The 20,800-nt window shown below is 43.6% G+C and carries 16 protein-coding genes and 2 pseudogenes; 4 read left to right on the plus strand and 14 right to left on the minus strand.

Annotation, left to right across the window (positions count from 1 at the left end; all coding sequences use genetic code 11):
• Positions 1-32: 32 nt before the first annotated feature.
• The 4 genes from MKX46_RS03040 to MKX46_RS03055 all read right to left on the minus strand — a co-directional run bounded on the left by MKX46_RS03040 (position 33) and on the right by MKX46_RS03055 (position 3,757).
• A complete protein-coding gene (locus tag MKX46_RS03040) occupies positions 33-428 on the minus strand; it encodes a DUF2500 domain-containing protein (RefSeq protein WP_013371386.1) in 396 nt (131 codons plus the stop codon).
• A 188-nt stretch (positions 429-616) separates the two neighbouring features.
• Positions 617-799: a hypothetical protein gene (locus tag MKX46_RS03045; RefSeq protein ID WP_029517499.1), complete on the minus strand. Its 183-nt coding sequence runs from the start codon at positions 797-799 to the stop codon at positions 617-619.
• Between the two features lie 153 nt (positions 800-952).
• Complete coding sequence (locus tag MKX46_RS03050) at positions 953-2,203, minus strand: WD40/YVTN/BNR-like repeat-containing protein (protein ID WP_029517498.1); 1,251 nt, start codon at positions 2,201-2,203, stop codon at positions 953-955.
• 162 nt (positions 2,204-2,365) lie between these two features.
• The gene (locus tag MKX46_RS03055; RefSeq protein ID WP_029517497.1) at positions 2,366-3,757 is read right to left on the minus strand and encodes an amino acid permease; all 1,392 of its coding nucleotides are present in this window, start codon (positions 3,755-3,757) and stop codon (positions 2,366-2,368) included.
• Positions 3,758-3,989: 232 nt separating this feature from the next.
• Here MKX46_RS03055 and MKX46_RS03060 point away from each other — a divergent pair, with 232 nt between their 5' ends.
• Positions 3,990-4,919 (plus strand): L-lactate dehydrogenase, encoded by a 930-nt coding sequence (locus tag MKX46_RS03060; RefSeq protein ID WP_341070894.1) that lies wholly within the window; start codon positions 3,990-3,992, stop codon positions 4,917-4,919.
• A gap of 119 nt (positions 4,920-5,038) precedes the next feature.
• Here MKX46_RS03060 and MKX46_RS03065 read toward each other — a convergent pair whose 3' ends face one another.
• Positions 5,039-6,142 (minus strand): DUF3900 domain-containing protein, encoded by a 1,104-nt coding sequence (locus tag MKX46_RS03065; protein WP_069011777.1) that lies wholly within the window; start codon positions 6,140-6,142, stop codon positions 5,039-5,041.
• 389 nt (positions 6,143-6,531) lie between these two features.
• On the opposite strand from MKX46_RS03065, the gene MKX46_RS03070 reads away from it, so the two are divergent.
• Complete coding sequence (locus tag MKX46_RS03070) at positions 6,532-7,749, plus strand: MFS transporter (RefSeq protein ID WP_341070895.1); 1,218 nt, start codon at positions 6,532-6,534, stop codon at positions 7,747-7,749.
• An 83-nt stretch (positions 7,750-7,832) separates the two neighbouring features.
• Here the strand turns inward: MKX46_RS03070 and MKX46_RS03075 are convergent.
• A pseudogene (locus tag MKX46_RS03075) lies at positions 7,833-8,051 on the minus strand (ABC transporter ATP-binding protein); the annotation flags it as partial.
• Between the two features lie 613 nt (positions 8,052-8,664).
• On the opposite strand from MKX46_RS03075, the gene MKX46_RS03080 reads away from it, so the two are divergent.
• A complete protein-coding gene (locus MKX46_RS03080) occupies positions 8,665-10,626 on the plus strand; it encodes an endonuclease MutS2 (protein ID WP_341070896.1) in 1,962 nt (653 codons plus the stop codon).
• Between the two features lie 952 nt (positions 10,627-11,578).
• Here the strand turns inward: MKX46_RS03080 and MKX46_RS03085 are convergent.
• Together MKX46_RS03085 and MKX46_RS03090 are read right to left on the minus strand one after the other, a co-directional pair.
• The gene (locus tag MKX46_RS03085) at positions 11,579-12,535 is read right to left on the minus strand and encodes a tyrosine-type recombinase/integrase (protein WP_029517491.1); all 957 of its coding nucleotides are present in this window, start codon (positions 12,533-12,535) and stop codon (positions 11,579-11,581) included.
• Positions 12,536-12,835: 300 nt separating this feature from the next.
• Positions 12,836-12,958: pseudogene (locus MKX46_RS03090) on the minus strand (type I methionyl aminopeptidase); the annotation flags it as partial.
• A gap of 298 nt (positions 12,959-13,256) precedes the next feature.
• Between MKX46_RS03090 and MKX46_RS03095 the strand changes: the two are divergent.
• A complete protein-coding gene (locus MKX46_RS03095; protein ID WP_007432475.1) occupies positions 13,257-13,424 on the plus strand; it encodes a hypothetical protein in 168 nt (55 codons plus the stop codon).
• 116 nt (positions 13,425-13,540) lie between these two features.
• On the opposite strand, the gene MKX46_RS03100 is transcribed toward MKX46_RS03095, so the two are convergent.
• The 6 genes from MKX46_RS03100 to rbsB all read right to left on the minus strand — a co-directional run bounded on the left by MKX46_RS03100 (position 13,541) and on the right by rbsB (position 20,795).
• On the minus strand, positions 13,541-14,587 hold the full coding sequence (locus MKX46_RS03100) for a FecCD family ABC transporter permease (RefSeq protein WP_341070897.1): 1,047 nt from the start codon (positions 14,585-14,587) through the stop codon (positions 13,541-13,543).
• Between the two features lies 1 nt (position 14,588).
• Positions 14,589-15,653 carry a FecCD family ABC transporter permease gene (locus MKX46_RS03105; RefSeq protein ID WP_069011772.1) on the minus strand — a complete coding sequence of 355 codons (1,065 nt, stop codon included), beginning with the start codon at positions 15,651-15,653 and terminating at the stop codon, positions 14,589-14,591.
• Between the two features lie 224 nt (positions 15,654-15,877).
• Entirely contained in the window at positions 15,878-16,858 is a 981-nt protein-coding gene (locus tag MKX46_RS03110; protein WP_341070898.1) for an ABC transporter substrate-binding protein, read from the minus strand.
• Positions 16,859-16,895: 37 nt separating this feature from the next.
• Positions 16,896-18,611 (minus strand): ABC transporter ATP-binding protein, encoded by a 1,716-nt coding sequence (locus MKX46_RS03115; protein ID WP_029517487.1) that lies wholly within the window; start codon positions 18,609-18,611, stop codon positions 16,896-16,898.
• Between the two features lie 37 nt (positions 18,612-18,648).
• Positions 18,649-19,656, minus strand: a complete 1,008-nt coding sequence (locus MKX46_RS03120) for an ABC transporter substrate-binding protein (protein ID WP_029517486.1) — start codon at positions 19,654-19,656, stop codon at positions 18,649-18,651.
• 218 nt (positions 19,657-19,874) lie between these two features.
• The gene (gene rbsB, locus MKX46_RS03125; RefSeq protein WP_025720638.1) at positions 19,875-20,795 is read right to left on the minus strand and encodes a ribose ABC transporter substrate-binding protein RbsB; all 921 of its coding nucleotides are present in this window, start codon (positions 20,793-20,795) and stop codon (positions 19,875-19,877) included.
• Between the last annotated feature and the right edge of the window lie 5 nt (positions 20,796-20,800).

Here is a 20,800-nt window from a genome sequence, read left to right on the forward strand (position 1 = left end):
GTAAATGAATCCAAAAATAATTAGACTGAATTCTACATTTTAACCTGTTCCAAGCTATAGCGATTAAGACGCTGAAACCCGATATACCTTGTACCCTGAAAAGTAAGCCGTCCCTCATCCCCTTCAGCGCATTGACCATATTCTTCCCCAGATACCTTAAACTCCATCCGGTCGCCACTTTCCACTTCGAAGGTTACGTAATAGAAAGTATAGGTGCGAGTCCCTTGTTCCTCCTGCCGCCTCTGTTGGAGATGTGTCCTTCTGGCCGTAATTCGGGAACCGACCGTCAGTACAGGCTGCCTTTTATTCCGACTCCATTCCATGACTTCCCTGCCTGCAGACAACACGACAATACCCAACACGACAACGAAAAATACGGGCAGTACCGTGCCCAGCCAATCGAACATCCATAATGATTCAAAACCCATGCACCGCACTCCTCTCCGCCAGGCATTCCACAGGGAAACGACCGGGCATCCTGACCTGACCTAAGCTTTCCATAACAGTATATGTATGTTCCTGCCCAAATTTGATAGCAACCCTCAAGAACGCCAAGAGCCCCCACGGAATAATCCGGGAGGCTCAAGATATGGCGATATCAGAATGATTCATTGATTTACACATGTACAAGCTGGAGATAACGTTGTGTTTCATCCAGAGCTTCATGATCTTCGTCTTCAGCGTAACGCTCTGCACACTGCTTGCAGTCCTCTTCAGTCGTGCAACCATAGGCATCCTGGCAAGTATAACAAAATTGTAGGTAGTATTGGGTTAACATATGATCCTGATTCGCTCTCATGATTATCACTCCTATCGTTGTTTACAGGTTTAGTATAACAGCGGCTTATTCGTTAGTTTGTGATTTTTTTCACATATAGTCGTATAAAATTTAAATTTTTTAAAAATAAAACGCCCTGAGAAAAATACCCCAGGGCAATCACCTTTATAGCGATTATAAAATTCTCCAGTTCGCACCGCCGTCCGTCGTTTTCAGCAGCAGTGACTTCTTGTCATCAAGGCGTTCCAGAAGCAGCCAACCCACCGAAGAAGAGGCGAAACGGAGCTTGACCGATCGTGGGTAGTCTTTTAGCTTCAAGGGTAGCACTTTGTTGCCTGTGAGACTTGTCCACGTCTTCCCCCCATCCAATGTACGGGTCAATCCGGTTTCGGTTATGATCCACCCTTCCTTTTCGTTTAGAAACGTACGGCCAGGGATAATAGAATTAATGTTGCTACTCAGACCCAAAGATACATCGCTCCATTGGGCCCCTGTATCATTTGTAAACAGTCCATTATATTTTGTGCCGTTAACCCCAGAGCAAAGAACTGGAATCCAATACGAGGTACTGCTCCCTTTCAGAGACTGCTGGGCTTCTGCTTTGGCCTGAGGGCAGCCCTGAATTCTGTTAGCTACCGGCGTCCAGGTTTTCCCTTGATTCAAAGTCTTGTACAACTTAACACTGTTATCTAGATTGATCGCTACAAATCCCTGCTTGTTGGAAGAAAAGCTCATCCCGGCCAGACTGCCCCGATCGGGTAAACCTGAGCCTGATTTGTTGGATGTCATACCAGAACTTTGCGCAACTTTATTCCACGTGGCTCCACCGTCAGTGGTGTGATACAACAGTTTTTGTTGATCCTGCTCATTCAGTTTTACATATGCCATGATCCAGCCAGTAGTTGGATTTACATATTGGATCGAGCTCACATGATCCCCGCTTGGAAGCGCTGAAACATCCCAGCTCTGTCCTCCATCTGCTGTTCTCAGAATGACGGTTGCTGTTTTGTCCAAATTTTGGCGGACAACCCAACCATGACGCGAATCAGTGAAACTGATGTCCTTTCCATATTCAAGTTTGTCTTGAAATTGGACGTTTTCGGAGGGGGAAATATTATTCCATGTCTTTCCGCCATCATGAGTATCATAAAGTCGGAGCTCATTATGGGTAACTCCCCAAACTAACCCTTTATTATTATCAATCAAATGAAAATCCGCTATTCGCGTCTGAACTACATATTTGGCGTTGGGATCGCCCACCTTTGGAGTCACTGGTGGATTAATAGTAATCGTCTGACCCTGATCATCAGGTTCCTCAATCGGAGGTTTTGTTAACGTTTCTGGGGCTTCAGCAGAACAGGCAGTCAGCAGAATACCTATCAGCAGTAGTACTCCCCCCAAGAGCGCACGCCAGCGCAGTTTCATATAAAAATCCTCCCTCGATGGCATGCTGTAATCACGTGCCAAAAGCTTATCTGAAACAGAATTATACCATAAACACCTCTATGTGACACATTTCGCGTAATGACAAAAAAAACCGGCCCCTTCACAAAAGTGCAGGATGCCGGCTTTTTATACTAAAATTTATTAGGATTTACGGTTCAACAAACTTTTGTGGTATCCATAGAAGAAATAGATCAGCAATCCAAGCAGGAGCCACACAATGAATCCAATCCAGGTGCTAATATGAAGCTGAAGCATCAGACCGATGCAAACCAACGCACTTAAAAGCGGGAGCAACGGAACCCACGGCACAGTAAAGCCTCTTTTCAAATCAGGGCGTTTCTTGCGCAGAACGATAACCCCTACCGATACCACAGCAAAAGCGAACAGGGTTCCAATACTCGTCAAATTGGTCAGTGCATGTAACGGGAACAATCCACTAGCCAATGCGATAATACTACCTACCAGCCAAGTGCTTCGAATCGGTGTTTGAGTTTTGGCATTTATTTTAGATAAAAAAACGGGTAAAAGACCATCACGTGACATGGAGAAAATCAACCGTGTTTGACCAAACAACAGCACCAGTAAAACGGTGGTCATCCCCGCAATCGCTCCGACTGAAATCAATCCGGCTACGAAATCCTGATGAATAAAACGGAGGGCAAACGCAACAGGATCACTTACCCCCAACTGCGTATAAGGTACCATTCCCGTTAGCACAACTGAAACGGCAATGTACAATACCGTGCAGATCGCAAGAGAAGAAATAATGCCGATGGGCATATTCCGCTGCGGATTGCGAACTTCTTCGGCTGCAGTTGAGATGGCATCGAAACCCAGATAAGCAAAAAATACGATTGCCGCAGCACTCAAAACACCAGAAAATCCATAAGGCAAAAATGGTGTCCAGTTGTCAGGCTTAACATAAAAGATACCGATTGCAATAAATAGCAATACAACTCCGACTTTAACACAAACCATTATTAAATTGAATCGAACCGTCTCCTTGGCTCCGAGACTCAGTAACAGTGTGATGAGCATAATGATGCACACGGCTGGTAGATCAATAATGGTTCCCTTGGTCGAATCGAAGGCTGCGGTTAAAGCCAGCGGTAAATGTATATCAAATCCAGCCAGCAAGCCTTGAAAGTATGCAGACCATCCACTACTCACAGAGGCGGCCGCCACTCCATATTCCAGAATCAGGTCCCAACCCAGTACCCAGGCCAAAATTTCTCCAAATACAATATAACTATACGCATAAGCGCTCCCAGCTGCGGGAACTGTAGATGATAGCTCCGCATAACATAAGGCTGCTAGTACGCAGGCAATACCTGCAATAACAAAGGAGAGCATCAATCCAGGACCTGCATTTTCTGCTGCTGCCTTGCCAGTAATAACAAAAATCCCGGTACCGATAATACATCCTACACCTAGCATGGTGAGATCAAAGGCACCCATTGTTCTCTTTAAGCGACCTGTAGATCCGCTTTCCTCATGCGGGAGCAGTCCTGTTTTTTTTCGAAATAAGTCCATATGCCGAATCCTCTTTCCATAATTTCATGCGTCAATATCGGTGCTGCAACGCTTTAGTGCGTGTTCTTATCATTCGATTAATTATTAGCGAGCTCGCCTTTGAAGTCAAGGAAAAATGTCATATTTCTTTGCGATGGGTTAGTATATAGGGTACACTGAGTTGGAAAGATAAATTTTTAAGTAATATCCCAAAATGAAAAGGTATACAACCCGAGAAGGAGATGAGGATTTTATGAGCTTAAAACCTTACAAACGAAGTAGAGTGGCTATTGTCGGCATGGGAGCGGTTGGCACAACAACCGGCTACACCCTGCTGCTGCGCCAACGCATGCAAGAACTTGTCTTTATTGATGTCAACGTCAAAAAGGCGAAGGGTGAAATGCTCGATATGAATCATGGGCTTCCTTTTCTCGGCGGTGTCAAAGTATGGGCGGGTGATTATGAAGACTGCCGTAATGCAGATATCATCATTGTTGCAGCGGGAGCTTCACAAAAGCCGGGAGAAACACGTATTGATCTTCTCAAGCGTAATGCCGAAATTTTTGAAAGTATTATTGATAATATCGTCAAGGTCAATACACACGGCATTTTGCTGATCGCAACCAATCCAGTGGACATTCTCTCCTACATCTCTTGGAAACGCAGTGGTTGGCCTTCAAGTAGAGTCATTGGATCAGGAACGTTGCTGGACAGCGCACGCTTCCGCTATTTGATCGGGAAGCAAAAGGGCATCGATCCACGAAGCATCCACGCTCATATTATTGGAGAACACGGTGACTCCGAGTTACCTGTATGGAGCACAGCCAACGTTGCTGGAACTCCGCTTGAACTGGGTGAAGAAACGAAAAATGAAATTTTTGAAAATACCAAGAATGCTGCCTATGAAATTATAGATGCTAAAGGCGCAACTTCTTATGCTATCGGGCTGGCTCTCGACCGAATTGTAGCCGCCATTCTCGGAGACGAGGGGTCGGTACTTAATGTGTCCACCTTGCTGGAAAATTATAACGGAGTATCTGACGTATATTTAGGCGTTCCAAGTATCGTAGATCACAATGGAGTACGTGAAATTTTGGATCTTCCGCTCAATGACGAGGAACGTGCAAAGTTGCTTCAATCTGCGGACAAGCTGAAAGATCAAATTAGCAAAGTTCATGTGTAGATCGGGAACATAAAAGCTAAACAAAACTGGCCTCCACAGCGGTAATATCCGTTGAGAGGCCAGTTTTTTAGTCGTTATAAATGTAAAAGTTCAGTTTGTCGTCCTGCTATGCATTCGAATTACCAAGGTGGCGTATCGCCATCCACATACTCATTTTCATGCTGGCGTTTCTCTTTTAGCCGCTCAGCCACCGTTTCAAACGATTCAGGTTGAAGCAGCTCAATCGGTGAAAATCCCTTTTCAAACGTAAATGCGTCACCTTCAATAATAAGTGCATATCGATCATGAAGTTTCGTGATATGCAGCTTGGCGCCAAAGTCGGACAGTAGCCCACGCACGGCCGTATCATCTAGTTTGAAACGCACTTCAATCTCTGGTTTCAGCTCGACAATATGCTGTGCAGCCTCTACGACTTGAAGGGGTTCCCATTTCCCTTGCAGATCCCGCTTTTCGCTCGCCGCCCACAATTCCAGATCGCGCTCTTCCTGCTGTCTTTCCTCATTAGATGCATCCGGCCATTTGGTTTCTACGTAATTCTGAACGAAGCCCATGACATGCTCATTGACGATTTCCGGCATGGATTGCTCATAGGTCACGAATTTCAAAAAATCTTCAAAATACCGGGCATGCGAAGACTGGTGAATTTTAAGCTCCCACTCATCGTTCATCCCCTCCTCAAGCATGTAAGGATACATGATGGATTTCATATTACGGGCAGAAATAGCCATTTCGACCTCACTCACCAGACTGCTTTCAGTAATTCTGGCAATTTTAGGCTCGAAATCACATTTAAGCACAAAAATAAACGGATCATCCGAGTGTGTATTCAAGGTTGCCTGTACAATGATCAGCGCTCCGCCGCGTACTGCGCTCGTATCCAGATACATCCGCACCAGATCGTCACAAGCATTTTTAAAATCTTCCTTATCCTCTGCTGCCCGCAGTCGGGCGAACATATTAAAATTCGGATTACTGCTCAATTCATGCTCGGGTTCGACGATAAAGCGGCCGATTTTGGTCGGTGCCTGCTCTGTGCTGGGATTTTTTTCAACCTTCCGCTTGCTAATACGAGTAAATTCCCCGTCCAGAAATTTTTTAACATCGCTTTCGTCATAATCGTAGTCGTCCATCGTAGCGTAATGCTTATAGGACTTACCACCCTGTCCTTCTTTTCCATCTACCTGAATTACAAAAAAAGATAAAAAATCCACTTGAAAGTTCATTTACGTTCCATTCGCTCCTTTTCAGGCATGTACGCGTAATTATATCACTATGATTTTAAAAGGTACATCGGATTCAGCCGCCTATTATTAAGATAAATATTTTTAGTTAACATAATATTTATTATGTAAATTAATTTTTCGATTAGATATCATTCCTAATTCACAAGTTTAAAGTGAGTACTTTTACTACTATTCTATTTCACGTTCTTAACGATCATTGACCTCTTTATTTTCTATGCTCTACTTTCTTCATGATTCAAAAAACATTTGACTAAATAGTAGTTAATTTATTATATTATCTATTATTACATAGACAAAAATATTTTTTGTTTATTTAAAATGACATCTCAAGGATCTTGTACCCTGGAAAAGGAAAGGAGAGTTTGTAGTTGTTTAATAATCCATATATAAGGACCATAATCGCCTCCAATGCGCTGCTAAATTTGGGCATTTGGGTGCGCAACTTTGCCATACTGTTGTATGTAACAGATTTGACTCATAATGATCCCGTATACGTGTCGCTCATTTCAGTTGCTGAATTCATGCCTATTTTTCTGTTCGCTATCATTGGAGGAACATTCGCGGACCGTTGGCGGCCCAAACGGACCATGATTAGTTGCGATTTGCTGTCCGCTGCCTCTATTTTTATTGTCTTGTTGGCATTATGGTACGGGTCATGGCAGGTGCTTTTGCTGTCCACTTTCTTTTCGGCCATTCTATCTCAATTTTCTCAGCCGTCTGCGATGAAGATATTTAAGCAGCATGTAGCACCAGAACAGCTTCAGGGAGTGATGGCCCTTTTTCAATCTCTCATGGCATTATTTATGGTTATCGGCCCCGTTATCGGTACATCTATTTATCAATACTTTGGAATTTTCATTTCAATGTCTATAACCGGAATATTGTTTCTCATCTCGGCGCTTGTCCTGACTCGTATTCCACAAGATGAACAAGCACTTGAGATAGATGATCAACCCCCTCATTTCATTCAAGAGCTTAAAGAAGGAATACGTTATGTATGGAATAACCGCACACTTCGCACGCTTGGGGGAACATTCACCGTAATTGGGCTAGCAGTCGGACTTATTCAACCATTAATGGTTTTTATCGCCATCGAGAACCTTGGACAAAACAAGGAATTCCTGCAATGGCCATTAATGGCGAACGGAGCGGCTATGCTGGTGGGAGGCGGTCTGATTATGGGGGTTGCCAAAAAAGTACAGCCGCAATTACTGCTGGTGGTCGGACTTTTGGTCAGCACACTGACAACATTTGGAGTCGGATGGTCGCACAATATTGTGCTGACCATGGCACTACAAGTTTTTAGCGGCCTATTTTATCCTTGCATTCATATCGGTATCAACACAATGATGATGAAAAACGCCGAAGCTGCTTTTATCGGCCGCGTCGGTGGTGCCCTCTCTCCCCTGTTCTCCGGGATGATGGTCGTCGGTATGAGTATTGGCGGAACACTCAAACACGAATCCTCCCTGAACACCGTATATACCGTGAGCGCCGGCTTGTTTTTGGTCGGAGCGACGCTGTTGTTAGCATTGCTTCGTGACAGGCGGCCTGTACAAGCTGTCATAGCCGATGATTCTGAATAGCAGCACAAGAAGCCGCCCCTGGAGAGGTGATATGCCATCCTCCGGGGCGGTTTCTTAATGTTTGTATCATAATTTCAGACGGATTATGACTCTCTTCCTTCATGCTGTCTTTTCCACAATCGTGCATCCAGGCCGTTATCATCCAACAGCTCATCATGTTGTCCCTGCTCCACGACCATTCCTTTGTCCAATCCTACAATACGGTCTACGTTTTGTATCGTTTTGAGGCAATGAGCAATAGCGATGACCGTTCTACCTTGGACAAGGCGGTTAATAGCCTGTTGAATATCCTTCTCATTATCATTTAATAGATAACAAAACTTTATTAGATATCGAGTATACATAATATATGTTATGTTAATATAATGATCACCATTGTAGCGTATTAAAGAAGTAGGACTTGACTTCAACGCCTGTCCAATCGTATAGTATGGTTATATCTTCAATTAAGGGAGAGATTTTGATGTCGGTGAACGTTCTTAACTAAGCAATTGCATATTCAGGGAGTATCATCAGGCGCTTGTACCCTTCGGGGACAGGTTTGTTTGTTGCTGTATTGTTACCCTGATATTAGTTAAGAACATGCGGATATCATAGATCGCCTTCGGGATTATCTTCATCTAGGCCCTATTCCGTGCTGTGTTCAGCGCGGTTTTTTTGTTTTCAGATTTTGTAACTTCCCTTTAAACGTCTTCCTTTCACGATCCCAATATCTTAGCAAAGAACTATTGCGTGAATGAATTGGAAACACGGAACTCGGAACTACAAAAGTTGAATAACAGGCTTATTTGAAGATAAATTCCCTCTTTCCTTAAGGGCGGAGAATGAACGTTTTGTTCATTCTCCGCCCTTTTTTATTTTAACAGCAAGGTTTTCTAAATCCTTACACCACACAACCAAAGGAGAGATTTATTCATGAACGAAACTACAATGCTGCGTTTGGAATATGATCAAATTAAAACAAGAGTTTCTGAATGTGCTTTTTCTTACCTGGGTAAGCGTCACGCTGCTACTATGCGGCCAATTACTGATATCCGTACCATTAAGATTCGTCTTGACGAAACGAACGAAGCGTTACAGATCATTCGCCACGGAGCAAGCGTTCCTGTTCCTTCGTTGGAAGGTATGGAGCACATTCTTCAACTGCTCGGAACCGGGTATATGTTCAGCGAGCGTGATTTTTCTCATATGGCTCAATTCATTCGAAGCTGTATTCAACTGATAAAATATATGCATTCCAAGGCGGACGCTGCTCCAACCGTCAGCGCTTATGCATCTTCCATGTATAGCATGGAGCCACTTTTATCCGAAATCGAAAGATGTATTCATTCGGGACGTGTGACGGATATGGCCAGTAAAGAACTAGCTAAAATTCGCAAAAAAATTGCGGTTACTGAAGAACGTATCAAGAGAAAACTTGACTCTCTCACCAGCCGTCACCGATCCATTATGCAAGAAAATATGATTAGTCAGCGCAATGGCCGTTACGTGCTTCCAATCAAAAAAGAATTCCGTAAACAAGTGAAAGGTAATGTACTGGATGAATCAGGAAGTGGTCAAACGGTTTACGTTGAACCTGCCGAGATTACGAATCTGCAATTCGATCAGAGCGCGAACATGGCAGAAGAATCAAAAGAAGAAATGAAAGTGCTGGGAGACCTGACGGCAATGGCTGAGTCATACAACCGGGAACTAAGCATCAATACAGAGACAGTAGGTGTATTGGATTTTTTATTGGCAAAAGCCAAATACGCCATGACTCTGGATGCTATCCCTGTCGAACTTAACCTTAACGGGATTATAGACATCCAAGGTGCACGTCACCCGTTGATGTCCAATACCATGGTGCCGCTTGATTTCTCAATTGGCGAAGGATATTCCTCACTCATCATCACCGGACCGAACACAGGCGGAAAAACGATGGCCCTCAAAAGCGTCGGTCTTTTAACACTAATGGTGCAATCTGGGCTACTGGTACCTGTTTTGCATGGCAGCCGAATGGCTGTATTCGAGGAAATTGTGGTAGACATCGGGGATGGACAAAGCATTGAACATGCTTTGAGCACCTTTTCTGCACACATCCGCAACATGATTAGCATATTAGAGACAACAGGCAACTCTACTCTGATCCTGATTGATGAAATGGCATCCGGCACCGATCCGGGAGAAGGAGTAGGTCTCTCTATCGCGTTGCTAGAAGAATTCCATCGTCGCCGGGCGACAGTAGTGGCTACAACGCACTTTAGCGAAATTAAGCATTTTGCTGAAAATACACCGGGATTTCAGAATGCTCGTATGGAGTTTGATACCGAAACGCTACAGCCTTTGTACCGACTTCGCATTGGAGAGGCCGGAGAAAGCTACGCATATGCAATTGCCCTGAAGCTGGGCATGTGGACACGTATTATCGAGCGTTCCGAGGCCATTTCTGCGGGCAGAGCATCTCAAAATACACAGGAATCGTTTGTTATTCCCCCTTGTGTTGATGATGAAATGTCTGATGATGCAAATAAGTCTCTTCCTAAAAAAGCGGCTTTTGACGATACAGCCACAAAACGGAGGAAACAAGAACTTCCTCTCAAAACCAAGCCATTTGCCCTTGGTGATAGTGTTTATGTAGGCTACCTGGATCGAACTGGAATTGTATACAAAACCGAGGATGAACGGGGGAATGTCGGAATTTTGATCCAAGGACAAAAACTGAGCATTAACAAAAAGAGGCTCGTCCTTCACATCGCTGCTACTGAACTGTATCCTGACGACTATGATCTGGATATTGTTTTAGAAACCAAGGAAAACCGCAAAAAACGGAAACTGCTGAGACGCAAGCATGTCGAAGGAGTGATGATCGAATCTCCCCCAGAAAATGAAATATAGACGCACCGGTATATTCTCAACTGAAAAATAAGCTATTTTTATATTGTCAGTGAAACTTGAATCTGCAAGCGGACACTTAACAAGAGCGATCCACTTGCAGATTCTACCACAACGAAAAACATAATATATATTATGTAAACTAAACGGTTTCCCTCTTATTTGTATTACTCAATCCGGCACTCATCGAATAATCACTTTTGTTATCATTCTAACGTTAGGATACAAAGGCATCTTATGCTTAGATTTGTAGGATTCAAAAAATTGATAGGGATGTTCTTCTTTCATGAGAACGCCCTCATTTAAATTAACTACCATAGTACCAGGTTCAAATTTATTTCTTTAAATAAATTTGTGTTAGCTTTCGTCAAGGCAATATCATACTAACCTTTAATTCACCATTGCTTTCCAGCTTATTTTGAATTATTCTAATGCTAATCATAAGACGATCATTAAAATAAGGAGGCTAGTCTATTGAAGAATGCTGTTGAAGAACTGGCGAGAATCATCGAAGATTTATCATGATTAAGCATTCAACATCCCCTATCAAAATTGAATCGTATGCGCAAAATGAATGGGTGGCAGCTAATCAGTATCAGGAAGTGTTCTCTTACGTGGATGTCATACATCTATGGAAACTATTGAATAAGCAAATCATAAATGTTTTAAACTCATGTACATCATTCGATTCTAAGAAAAGATTTCAAAAAGATGACCACTCCACCGAAACATTACAGTGGCTAGTTGACGATTATATTCAGCATTTGCGGCATCATTTGGAACAAATCAATCAAAAACAAGACTAACGCTATGAAAAAGAATACTACGTTCATGATTGTAATGACCTAATGCCGTTGATGTGATTTTCAAGTCAGGATGTAATTCTGCCCAATGAGTTTACATAATTATTATTATGTAAACTCATTTTCATTTAATCTCAACTTTCACGCTGTACTTATAATCCTGATATTGGTATCTGAATATCCAGCTTATCCATTGCTTTTTCTTTTTCCCGATCAGTGACATGTGTGTATACTGTGGTTGTCTGAATGGATGAATGCCCTAGCAGCTCCTGTACGGTACGCAGATCTGCTCCCTTACGCAATAGCATTGTCGCAAATGTATGTCTCAGCTTATGGCTGGAATAAGCCTCCCGGCGTTCTATACTCTTATCTTGCTGGAATCTTTCGAACGTTTCTGTAGCGATCTGTTGAATGGTGCGCACTGCCAGACGGCGACCTTTTTGGGATACAAACATCGCATCCTCTTTACCTCTCCACGGCGTCAATCTTTCCTCCAACGCATGCTCCACAAAATCACACACGGCTTCCGGTACCGGGAGAGTACGCCACTTACGTCCTTTACCGAACACATCTAAGGTACGTCTTTCTCGACTGTAATCCGAGACATTCAATGAGTGAACCTCCCCCACCCGCAATCCCATGTAGACCATCAGCAGAAAAATTGCCATATTACGATTTGCATATTTCCCCTCCACCGCGAGCAAAAACGGATGAATATCCTTTTCATCCAGATAGACGGGCATACGATTCTTTTCAGTCTTTGCTTTTTTAATTCCCGCTGCCGGATTTGTGCTGCATAACTCAAATTCCTGTAGCGCTTTAAAAAAACTGTTCACCGCTGCATGCTTCCGGTTCCGCGTACTATCTCCGGCTCCTCCCTCCCGCGCTTTAGACAAATACGACATAACATGAATCTTCTTCACCTGATCGAGTGGTTTATCACGCAACGTGCGTAAAAACTGCTTCACATCCCCTATATAATTTTTTTGCGTATGTATCGTATATCCAGCATCCTTCATCCAAATCAAAAAAGCTTCCAGCTCCTCAGTATATATTTCATCAATTTCTTCTGTTGTATCGAGCTCCACATGTCGCAACTCTTTTTTCATCCCGCTCGCCTCCAATTCAGTTCATATTCCGAAATATACTGTAAAACGATCATTTTCGTCTTATTTTTATCGACAATTCAATCGACATCTTACGCAGAAGAGATTCCAAAAGTCGTTTTAAACCTAAACAGCGTATAATTTATATTATACGCTGTTTTTTAAACGCTTTTCAAGGGTAAATAGAGCGTTTTCCCCCTTATTTAGCAGCCGAGCGAAAGCATTTAGCATTAAAAAAACGCATAAATGCGGTTCATATTCGTTATAATTTTGTTCGCCAGTAACCAGAAAGGCACTACTACTTTATAGCAGTGTCAGAATTTGAGGACCATCCTCTGTTATCGCAACTGTATGTTCATATTGAACACAAATCGAATGATCTATTATTCGAGCTGTCCAACCGTCATGTTCCACACAAGAACCCCAACTCCCCATGATAGCCTTTAAATCAGAAAACATGAGACAGTCAAATTATATACATTAAGTTAATTGCCCCTAATCCCTTGTTATCGCCAGCATCAGGAAGTATATCTAAGAACTCATGGGGTGAGTCGCTGTCGACACGGCATGGATGATGAGAAAAAGTAATTTGCAGTCTAGCTCCGTTTTCCCTTGATCATTCAGCACGATATACTTAAAGAAGTCGAAAGGCAACCTTATATTCGACCTATGCTCATTTCAAAAATGTAGGTTTATTCATGACAAAGGGAGTGTTCATTTATTTATGAGTACCGAAATGCTGGAACGTCGAAGTGAAATTCTAAAACGAAACATCCATCAATTGCTGGTTCAGGAAAATCAACACGGCGTGACACGTCAGGAAAATTACACGTTGCATAAAATGATCAGAGAGCTGCATCAAACCTCTCATGCCTTGAATACTTCCCGTTGAGATGAAAGGCTGCTAATCAAATGAAAAAATAACCTTCAGCCCCACTTCTCCTTAGTGGTGTTGAAGGTTATTTGTTGTGTGTAGCCTTTAATTGACAGGTAGTACTCTTTCGGATGTTACCCTTTGGAGCGACTCAGCAGATATAAGAAGTATGGCGCACCAAGAATGGCTACAATCAAACCTGTCGGAATTTCTTTCTGTAAAGGTAAAGATCGTGTGATCGTATCCGCTACAAGTACCAGGAGTGCTCCGACTAAAGCACAGGTTACCAGCAACATTTTATGCTTCGGGCCCACCAGCTTTCTCGCCAAATGTGGAGCCACCAAACCGACAAAGCCGATACCGCCACTAACCGAAACACTAGAACTGGCCAATCCAACCGCAGCAGCCAGAAGGAGAATACGTTCCTTTTCGATAGGTGTACCCAACCCCGATGCGGTCTGATCCCCCAGATTAAGCACATTCATCACATTTGCTTTGTAGTATACAAAAGGAAGTAATACAATCAGCCAAGGCAACAGAGCCATTACGAATTTCCAGTTTGAGCCCCAGATGCTTCCTGCTAACCAATTAGCTACAAACGTGTAGCTTTCAGGTGTCAGCTTAAGAGTCATAATGATCATCGCAGCACTGATACCCGCCGCTACACCAATCCCGCTCAGCAGTAGCCTTGTTGGGGAAATTCCTTCGCCTTTCTTGTAAGAAAGCGCGTAGATCAGAATAGCAGCTGCTCCTGATCCAATCAGCGCAAGAGCGGGAAGTAAAAACAATGAATTCGTAGTTTGCATAGATGGAAAAAGCAATACAAACAGCATGACCATCAGCCCGGCGCCCGCATTAATCCCCAGAATACCAGGGTCCGCTAGACCGTTACGCGAAACTCCCTGCATAATGCAGCCAGAAACAGCGAGGCCTGCACCGATTAGAAGGGAAATAACCATTCGTGGCAATCGGAATTCAAATAGGATTAATTCCTGCTGTAGAGTCCCTTGCCCAAACAAGGTTCTAAATAGCTCCATTGGCGAAAGTCGGATGGTTCCCGTATTTGCACTTATGGTGAACGCAGCAATGAGCAATATAAGCAGAATGACAACAACCATCCAATCATGGATTTTTTTACGATGACTAGCTTTGGCAATAGCCCCATTCGTAACGTTATTCATTTTACAGTGCCCTCCTTTCCATACGTGCCAGATAAAGGAAGAACGGAACCCCAATTAAGGCAATAAGTACACCCACTGGTGTCTCCTCAGGCGCATTAATCATACGGGCTGCCAGGTCGGCAAACACAATGAGTAAAGCTCCCATAATGGCCGAGCACGGAATAATCCAGCGATAATCGACGCCAACCAGCTTGCGGGTTATATGGGGAATAATCAATCCCACAAAACCTATAGAGCCAACCAATGACACCGCTGCACCCGCCAGAATCAGAACAAGAATCATCCCGACTACCTTTACCACCCCAGTTCGCTGACCAAGACTCAATGCAATTTCGTCTCCCAGACTAAGCAGCGTAATGGAGCGCGACAACATGAGAGCGCCGATAAAAGCTGCCACAACCCAAGGCAAAACTATACCGAGCTGAACCCACTTGGTTCCACTAAGCCCTCCGGCATACCAAAAAGCCAAATCCTGTCCAACATTAAAGTACAAACTGATCGCATCTCCTAAGGCAGACAGCAATGCCGTGACAGCTGCACCCGCCAATACAAGACGAACTGGCGTGAGACCTGATTTGGATATAGAACTTGTACCATATACCATCACAACAGCCAGAGCTGCACCAACGAAGGAATACAACATTAATTGTAAAAAAGAAGAACCCGGAAAAAGTGCAAAGCAAATCGCCATCGCCAAGCTGGCTCCCGAGTTCAGTCCAAGCAAGCCCGAGTCAGCAAGTGGATTTCGAGTCATTCCTTGCATAATTGCACCTGCAACGGCAAAGCAAACACCGATTAAAACCCCACCCAGAATTCGAGGTAGACGGATTTCCCAAATAATTTGATGGTTTTGCAACTCGGGTTTAAAATGAAAAACAGCGTTCCATACCTCTTCTAGCCTAATAGAGGCTGCACCAAAAGATAGGGATAGCGCGATACCGAACGCTAAAATTCCAAGCCCAACTGTCAGGATAAGCGTAGCCGCCCAAGGTCGCGAGTGGAATTGAGTCGGCGACTGGTTATGTTTACTTTGAGCGGGGCCATCTGATGATTCTGATAATTTCATAACTATTGTTCACCCTTACTGTTGAATAGTATGTAGCTATCACGAACTGTGTTGAAGATGATGTTGATAATGAGAATTATTATCACGCAATCTTTACTATTGTAAATTAATGTGGCAATAGCTTCAATAGCAAATTTCGAGGAGTGCCTAATGCTCTACCCTATTGTGAAAAAATAAAGCCCTTCGGCATAAATACCAAAGGGCTGCGAACAACACCGAAACGACTACTTCTGTGCGGCGTTCTCTTTATTCCGCTGGACGATCATATCTGCGATTTCCTCAGCTTGTCCTACAATGGCAATCGGGTCGAAGTACCAATATCGATCCTCCTGAAGCTCAAAAACCTTACCTTGCCGGACCGCATTCAGTGATTTCCATATGCTGTCTCCTTTGTAACCTCTCAAATCCTTGTTAACCGTCAGAAAGATATAAGAGCCTGCATATTGATTAATGACTTCTTTTGACACCGACTTCCATTGAGTCTCACCTAATAATTCTTTTTGGACAAGCGGCGGAGGTGTCAAATTGAGTCCTCTGTATACGGCCTGTCCTCCTCTGCCAAAATTATCACCATATACATAGTATTCTTTTTCCGAAGCTTCCATTACGGTGAACGTATCCTCAGGCTGAATAATTCCCTTTAGCTTGTCACGTGCGGCCTGCATCCGCTGATCGTATTGGGCAAGCCATGTTTGGGCTTCCTGTTCTTTTCCAAGCAGCTCACCAAAAGCTGTCAGTTCCTCATGCACATTCTTGTACGTTCCATAAGGAATGACGATGGTCGGAGCAATTTTACTATATTTTTCATATTCAGAAGCATCTTTGGAACCAATCAGAATCATATCCGGCTGTAGAGCCAATACTTTTTCAATGGATACACTACCGCGGTCTCCAATGCTTGCAATGCCTTGTACAAGATCCTTCGAAAACGGATTATCCAGATAATATTTAACACTTCCCACAGGTTTAATCCCTAGTGCTAGTAAATCATTCTGGTACATATCTACTACAATCCGCTGAGGGTGAACCGGAATCTTAATATCTCCATGAATCGTTTTGACTGTTTTCATTTCCTCTGACTTTTGTTCACTAGAAGTTTGATTCTGCTTTTCATCCGGCTGCTTCACGTTTCCACTACAGGCGGTAAGAACTAAAATGACTGACAGAAGCATCATCACAATCCACATTTTCTTTGTCAAGCCCAATCTTCCTCTCTCTATTTACGGTGTCATATCGGCCTATTTACGTTCCATATTGAGCTTGGTGCAGGCGACTATATGCTCCTTTTACTGCCAATAACTCTTCATGTCTGCCTTGCTCGGCAATCCCTTGATCTGCAACTACGATAATGCGGTCAGCATTTTTGATTGTTGCCAGACGATGTGCGATAACGAGTGTCGTGCGACCTTGGGAAAGCTCTGTCAGCGCCTGCTGAATCGCGGCTTCTGTCTCTGTATCCAATGCTGATGTCGCTTCATCTAAAATGAGAATAGGCGGATTTTTAAGGAACATCCGGGCAATAGACAAACGTTGCTTTTGACCACCGGAGAGCTTCACACCTCGCTCACCGATCATTGTATCCAGACCATCCGGATATGAGCGAACAAGGTCTTCAATCTGAGCTCGACGAGCAGCATCCCAGATTTCTTCTTCCGAAGCGTCAAGCTTACCGTAAGCAATATTTTCACGAATCGTTCCATCAAAGAGGAATACATCCTGCTGTACGATACCAATCATGGATCGCAGCGAATCCAGCTTCATTTCACGGATACCCATCCCATCAATGGTAATGCTACCTTCCTCGACATCATAGAAGCGAGGCAACAAACTGCAAAGTGTCGTTTTACCTGCTCCTGAAGGACCTACAAGTGCTACGGTTTCACCTGCATGGATAGATAGGTCTACTTTGCGTAATACCTTATCTTTGTTTTCGTAACCAAACGTTACACCTGCAAATTGAATATCTCCATTAAGATGGCTAACCGCCTTGGCCCCAGGCAGATCTTCTACATCCGATTCACTTTCCAGCAAATCCAGGTACCGTCGGAAGCCGGCAATCCCTTTCGGATACGTTTCGATGACAGAATTAATTTGTTTAATTGGCCCCAGGAATACATTAGACAGCATCACAAATGCGATAAATTCCCCGTAGGTCATCTGCCCTTCGATAACAAACCATGTTCCACACACAAGAACAAACAATGAAACCAGCTTCATTAGTATAAAACTAATCGAGGAATTCCAGGCCATAATCCGGTACGCGATCAGCTTCGTTTTACGAAAACGTCCATTATTCTCAGCAAAACGTTCCATTTCATGTGCTTCGTTGGAGAACGCTTGAACAACGCGAATCCCGCTGACATTATTTTCAATACGAGCGTTATAATCCGCAATATCAGAAAACATACGATGGAATGCAGCAGACATTTTACGGCTGAAATAAAGAGACAAGTAAATCATGAGGGGTACAATGATGAAAGTCAGTACAGCCAGCTTCCAGTTAATGCCGAGCATGATTCCAAAGGCTCCCCCCAGTGTCATCAACGCGATGAACAAATCTTCGGGTCCGTGGTGGGCAATTTCCCCAATATCCATCAGGTCGTTGGTCATACGTGACACGAGATGCCCTGTTTTGTTATTGTCAAAAAAGCGAAAAGATTGCTTTTGTACCCGATCAAACAGCTTTTTACGCATGTCCGATTCGATGTTAATACCCAGCTTGTGCCCCCAATAGGTAACTACGTAATTCAGCGCAGCACTTATGACATAAATACCGAGTAGAGCTAGACAGGCATATAAAATCCATTTCCAGTTCCCACTGGGTAGCAAATCATCGACCACCCGGTTGACTGCAAGTGGAAAAGCTAACTCCAGCAGTGCTGCCAGCAAGGCACAAGAGAAATCAATGATGAACAAAGTCCGGTAAGGACGGTAGTATTCAAAAAATCGTCTAAGCATAGTCATGACTTCTCCTTTCTAATTTCAATTAAACTGATCACTTCGGATCAACGGAAAACATTTTAACGGCCTCATCCAGCGATTGGTCAACGGCTAGCGGTGAGTACGTAAACCACGGATCGGCTTTGATGAAATACACTTTGTGGTTCTTGACAGCCGGGAGATTTCTCCACAGTGCACTTTGCTCAATTTGCTTAAGCATTCCGTCCTTGCTCGCTTCATCATAAACCAGCATAATAATTCGGTCTCCTGACAATTCAGGCAGCTTTTCCATTGAAATAACATCATAAACATAATTAAATCTCGGGTCCTTCGCCAGCTTCTGGCGTATGTACTCAGGAGGATTCAATTCCAGTGAACGGTAAATGACATGTCCTACATTTCGCGCCCCATATACTCTGAGCACATCCTTACCGTAGGTCATATAAATGGTGACCGTTTCATCATTTTTGAATTTTCCAGCCAGCTTCTTTCGACCTTCTTCAGCCTTTTTGTTGAAACTAGCGATCCACTGCTCGGCTTCCTTCTCCTTACCCAGCACAGCTGCGACATCCCGCAGTTGCTTAAATACATCCCCATCTCCAAACGATACGGCTACCGTAGGAGCAATTTTCTTCAGCTGCTCTTTCACTTCTGGAGGGGTATCTTCTGTTGCTATGATCAGGTCAGGTTGTAGCTCCAGTACCTTTTCAACATTCGTCGGGTTCCCAATATCAGCAATCCCGTCAATTTTTCCTTTTAAATAGTCGTCTTCTAACACATGAGAAGCAGCCCCTACAGGCTTAACACCTAAAGTTAGCATCGCATCCAAATATTGAGTCGTGACGACTCGCTGCGGACTTGAAGGGATACTGATCTTATTGCCGGTAGCATCAGTATATTCGCGCATGACAACCGTTTTGGATTGCCCGGAAGGATCATTAGTGCTGGTCTTGTCGTTTGCCCGGTTGTTGCTAACTGCGTTTCCACATGCACTCAATACAACCATCAAAAGAACCACAAGACAAAGCATGGATTCCCATTTTAATCTGTACCTTTGTTGCACAATATACGTCCTCCTTAGATATAAACAATCATAATATGATAGTGATTCTCATTATCATACAATTGTTATTCTATCTATTACCGTCTCTTCTTACAATACAAAAATAAAAAACTTCCATTTATGTGTATGTATCGTCATCGTAGAATAGCCAAAAAAAAGAACTGATGCGCATTACAGCATCAGTCCGAATAGCTTAATATGTGGGTCAAGCGCCCTTTTTATTTCGATTGATCCACTAACTCCAGCTTAGCGGGAATGGATGTTTTCACGGTTTTACCTTGAAGTACATCCTTAGCTGCCTGCACCGCCAATTGACCAATAAGCTCGGGTTGCTGAGCTACAGTCGCTGTCAGTTTTCCTTCCTTAATTGATTTAAGCGCATCCTCGTTACCGTCAAAACCGATGACTGGAATGTTTTTACCTGAGCTTTGGATTGCTTCGATCGCACCCAACGCCATTTCATCATTGTGGGCAAATACTGCCTGAACGTCCGGGTTGCCTTGCAGCAGATTTTCCATCACGTTCAAACCTTTCGTCCGATCAAAATCGGCCGATTGTTTAGCTATGACTTTCAGATCCTTATCTGCTACTTCATGGAAGCCTTTCCCACGTTCACGGGTAGCGGATGCTCCTGGAACACCTTCCAGCTCGATCACTTTGGCACCTTTTCCAACTTGATCAATCACATATCTGGCAGCCATTCGTCCTCCCTCTACGTTGTCTGAAGCAACAAGTGCTTTTACGTCTCCTTTGTCAGCAGAACGGTCCAGTGTAATAACCGGGATGTTCAATGCATTCGCTGATTGTACCACTGTGGAGATGGCCGACGAATCTGTCGGATTTATAAGTAACGCGTTTACTCCCTGTTGAATCAGATCATCCACGTCATTACTTTGCTTCGCCGAATCATTTTGTGCATCCACAACAATAACCTGCATTCCTTGTTTTTTGGCCTCTGCCACAACTCCGTCTTTGAGAGAGACGAAGAATGGATTATTCAGCGTTGAGATCGATAAGCCGATTTTGATGTCCTTCAGGTTCGCGGCCGCTTTAGGTTTCGCCCATTCGGGCGGTTCCAAGGAACACCCTGTCATGAGCAGGAGCAGCAAGGCAGTCATGATTAATGTAAGCTTTTTCATATTTA

Origin of the sequence: Paenibacillus sp. FSL P4-0113 (assembly GCF_038009305.1) — a bacterium.
Taxonomy (GTDB): domain Bacteria; phylum Bacillota; class Bacilli; order Paenibacillales; family Paenibacillaceae; genus Paenibacillus; species Paenibacillus polymyxa_D.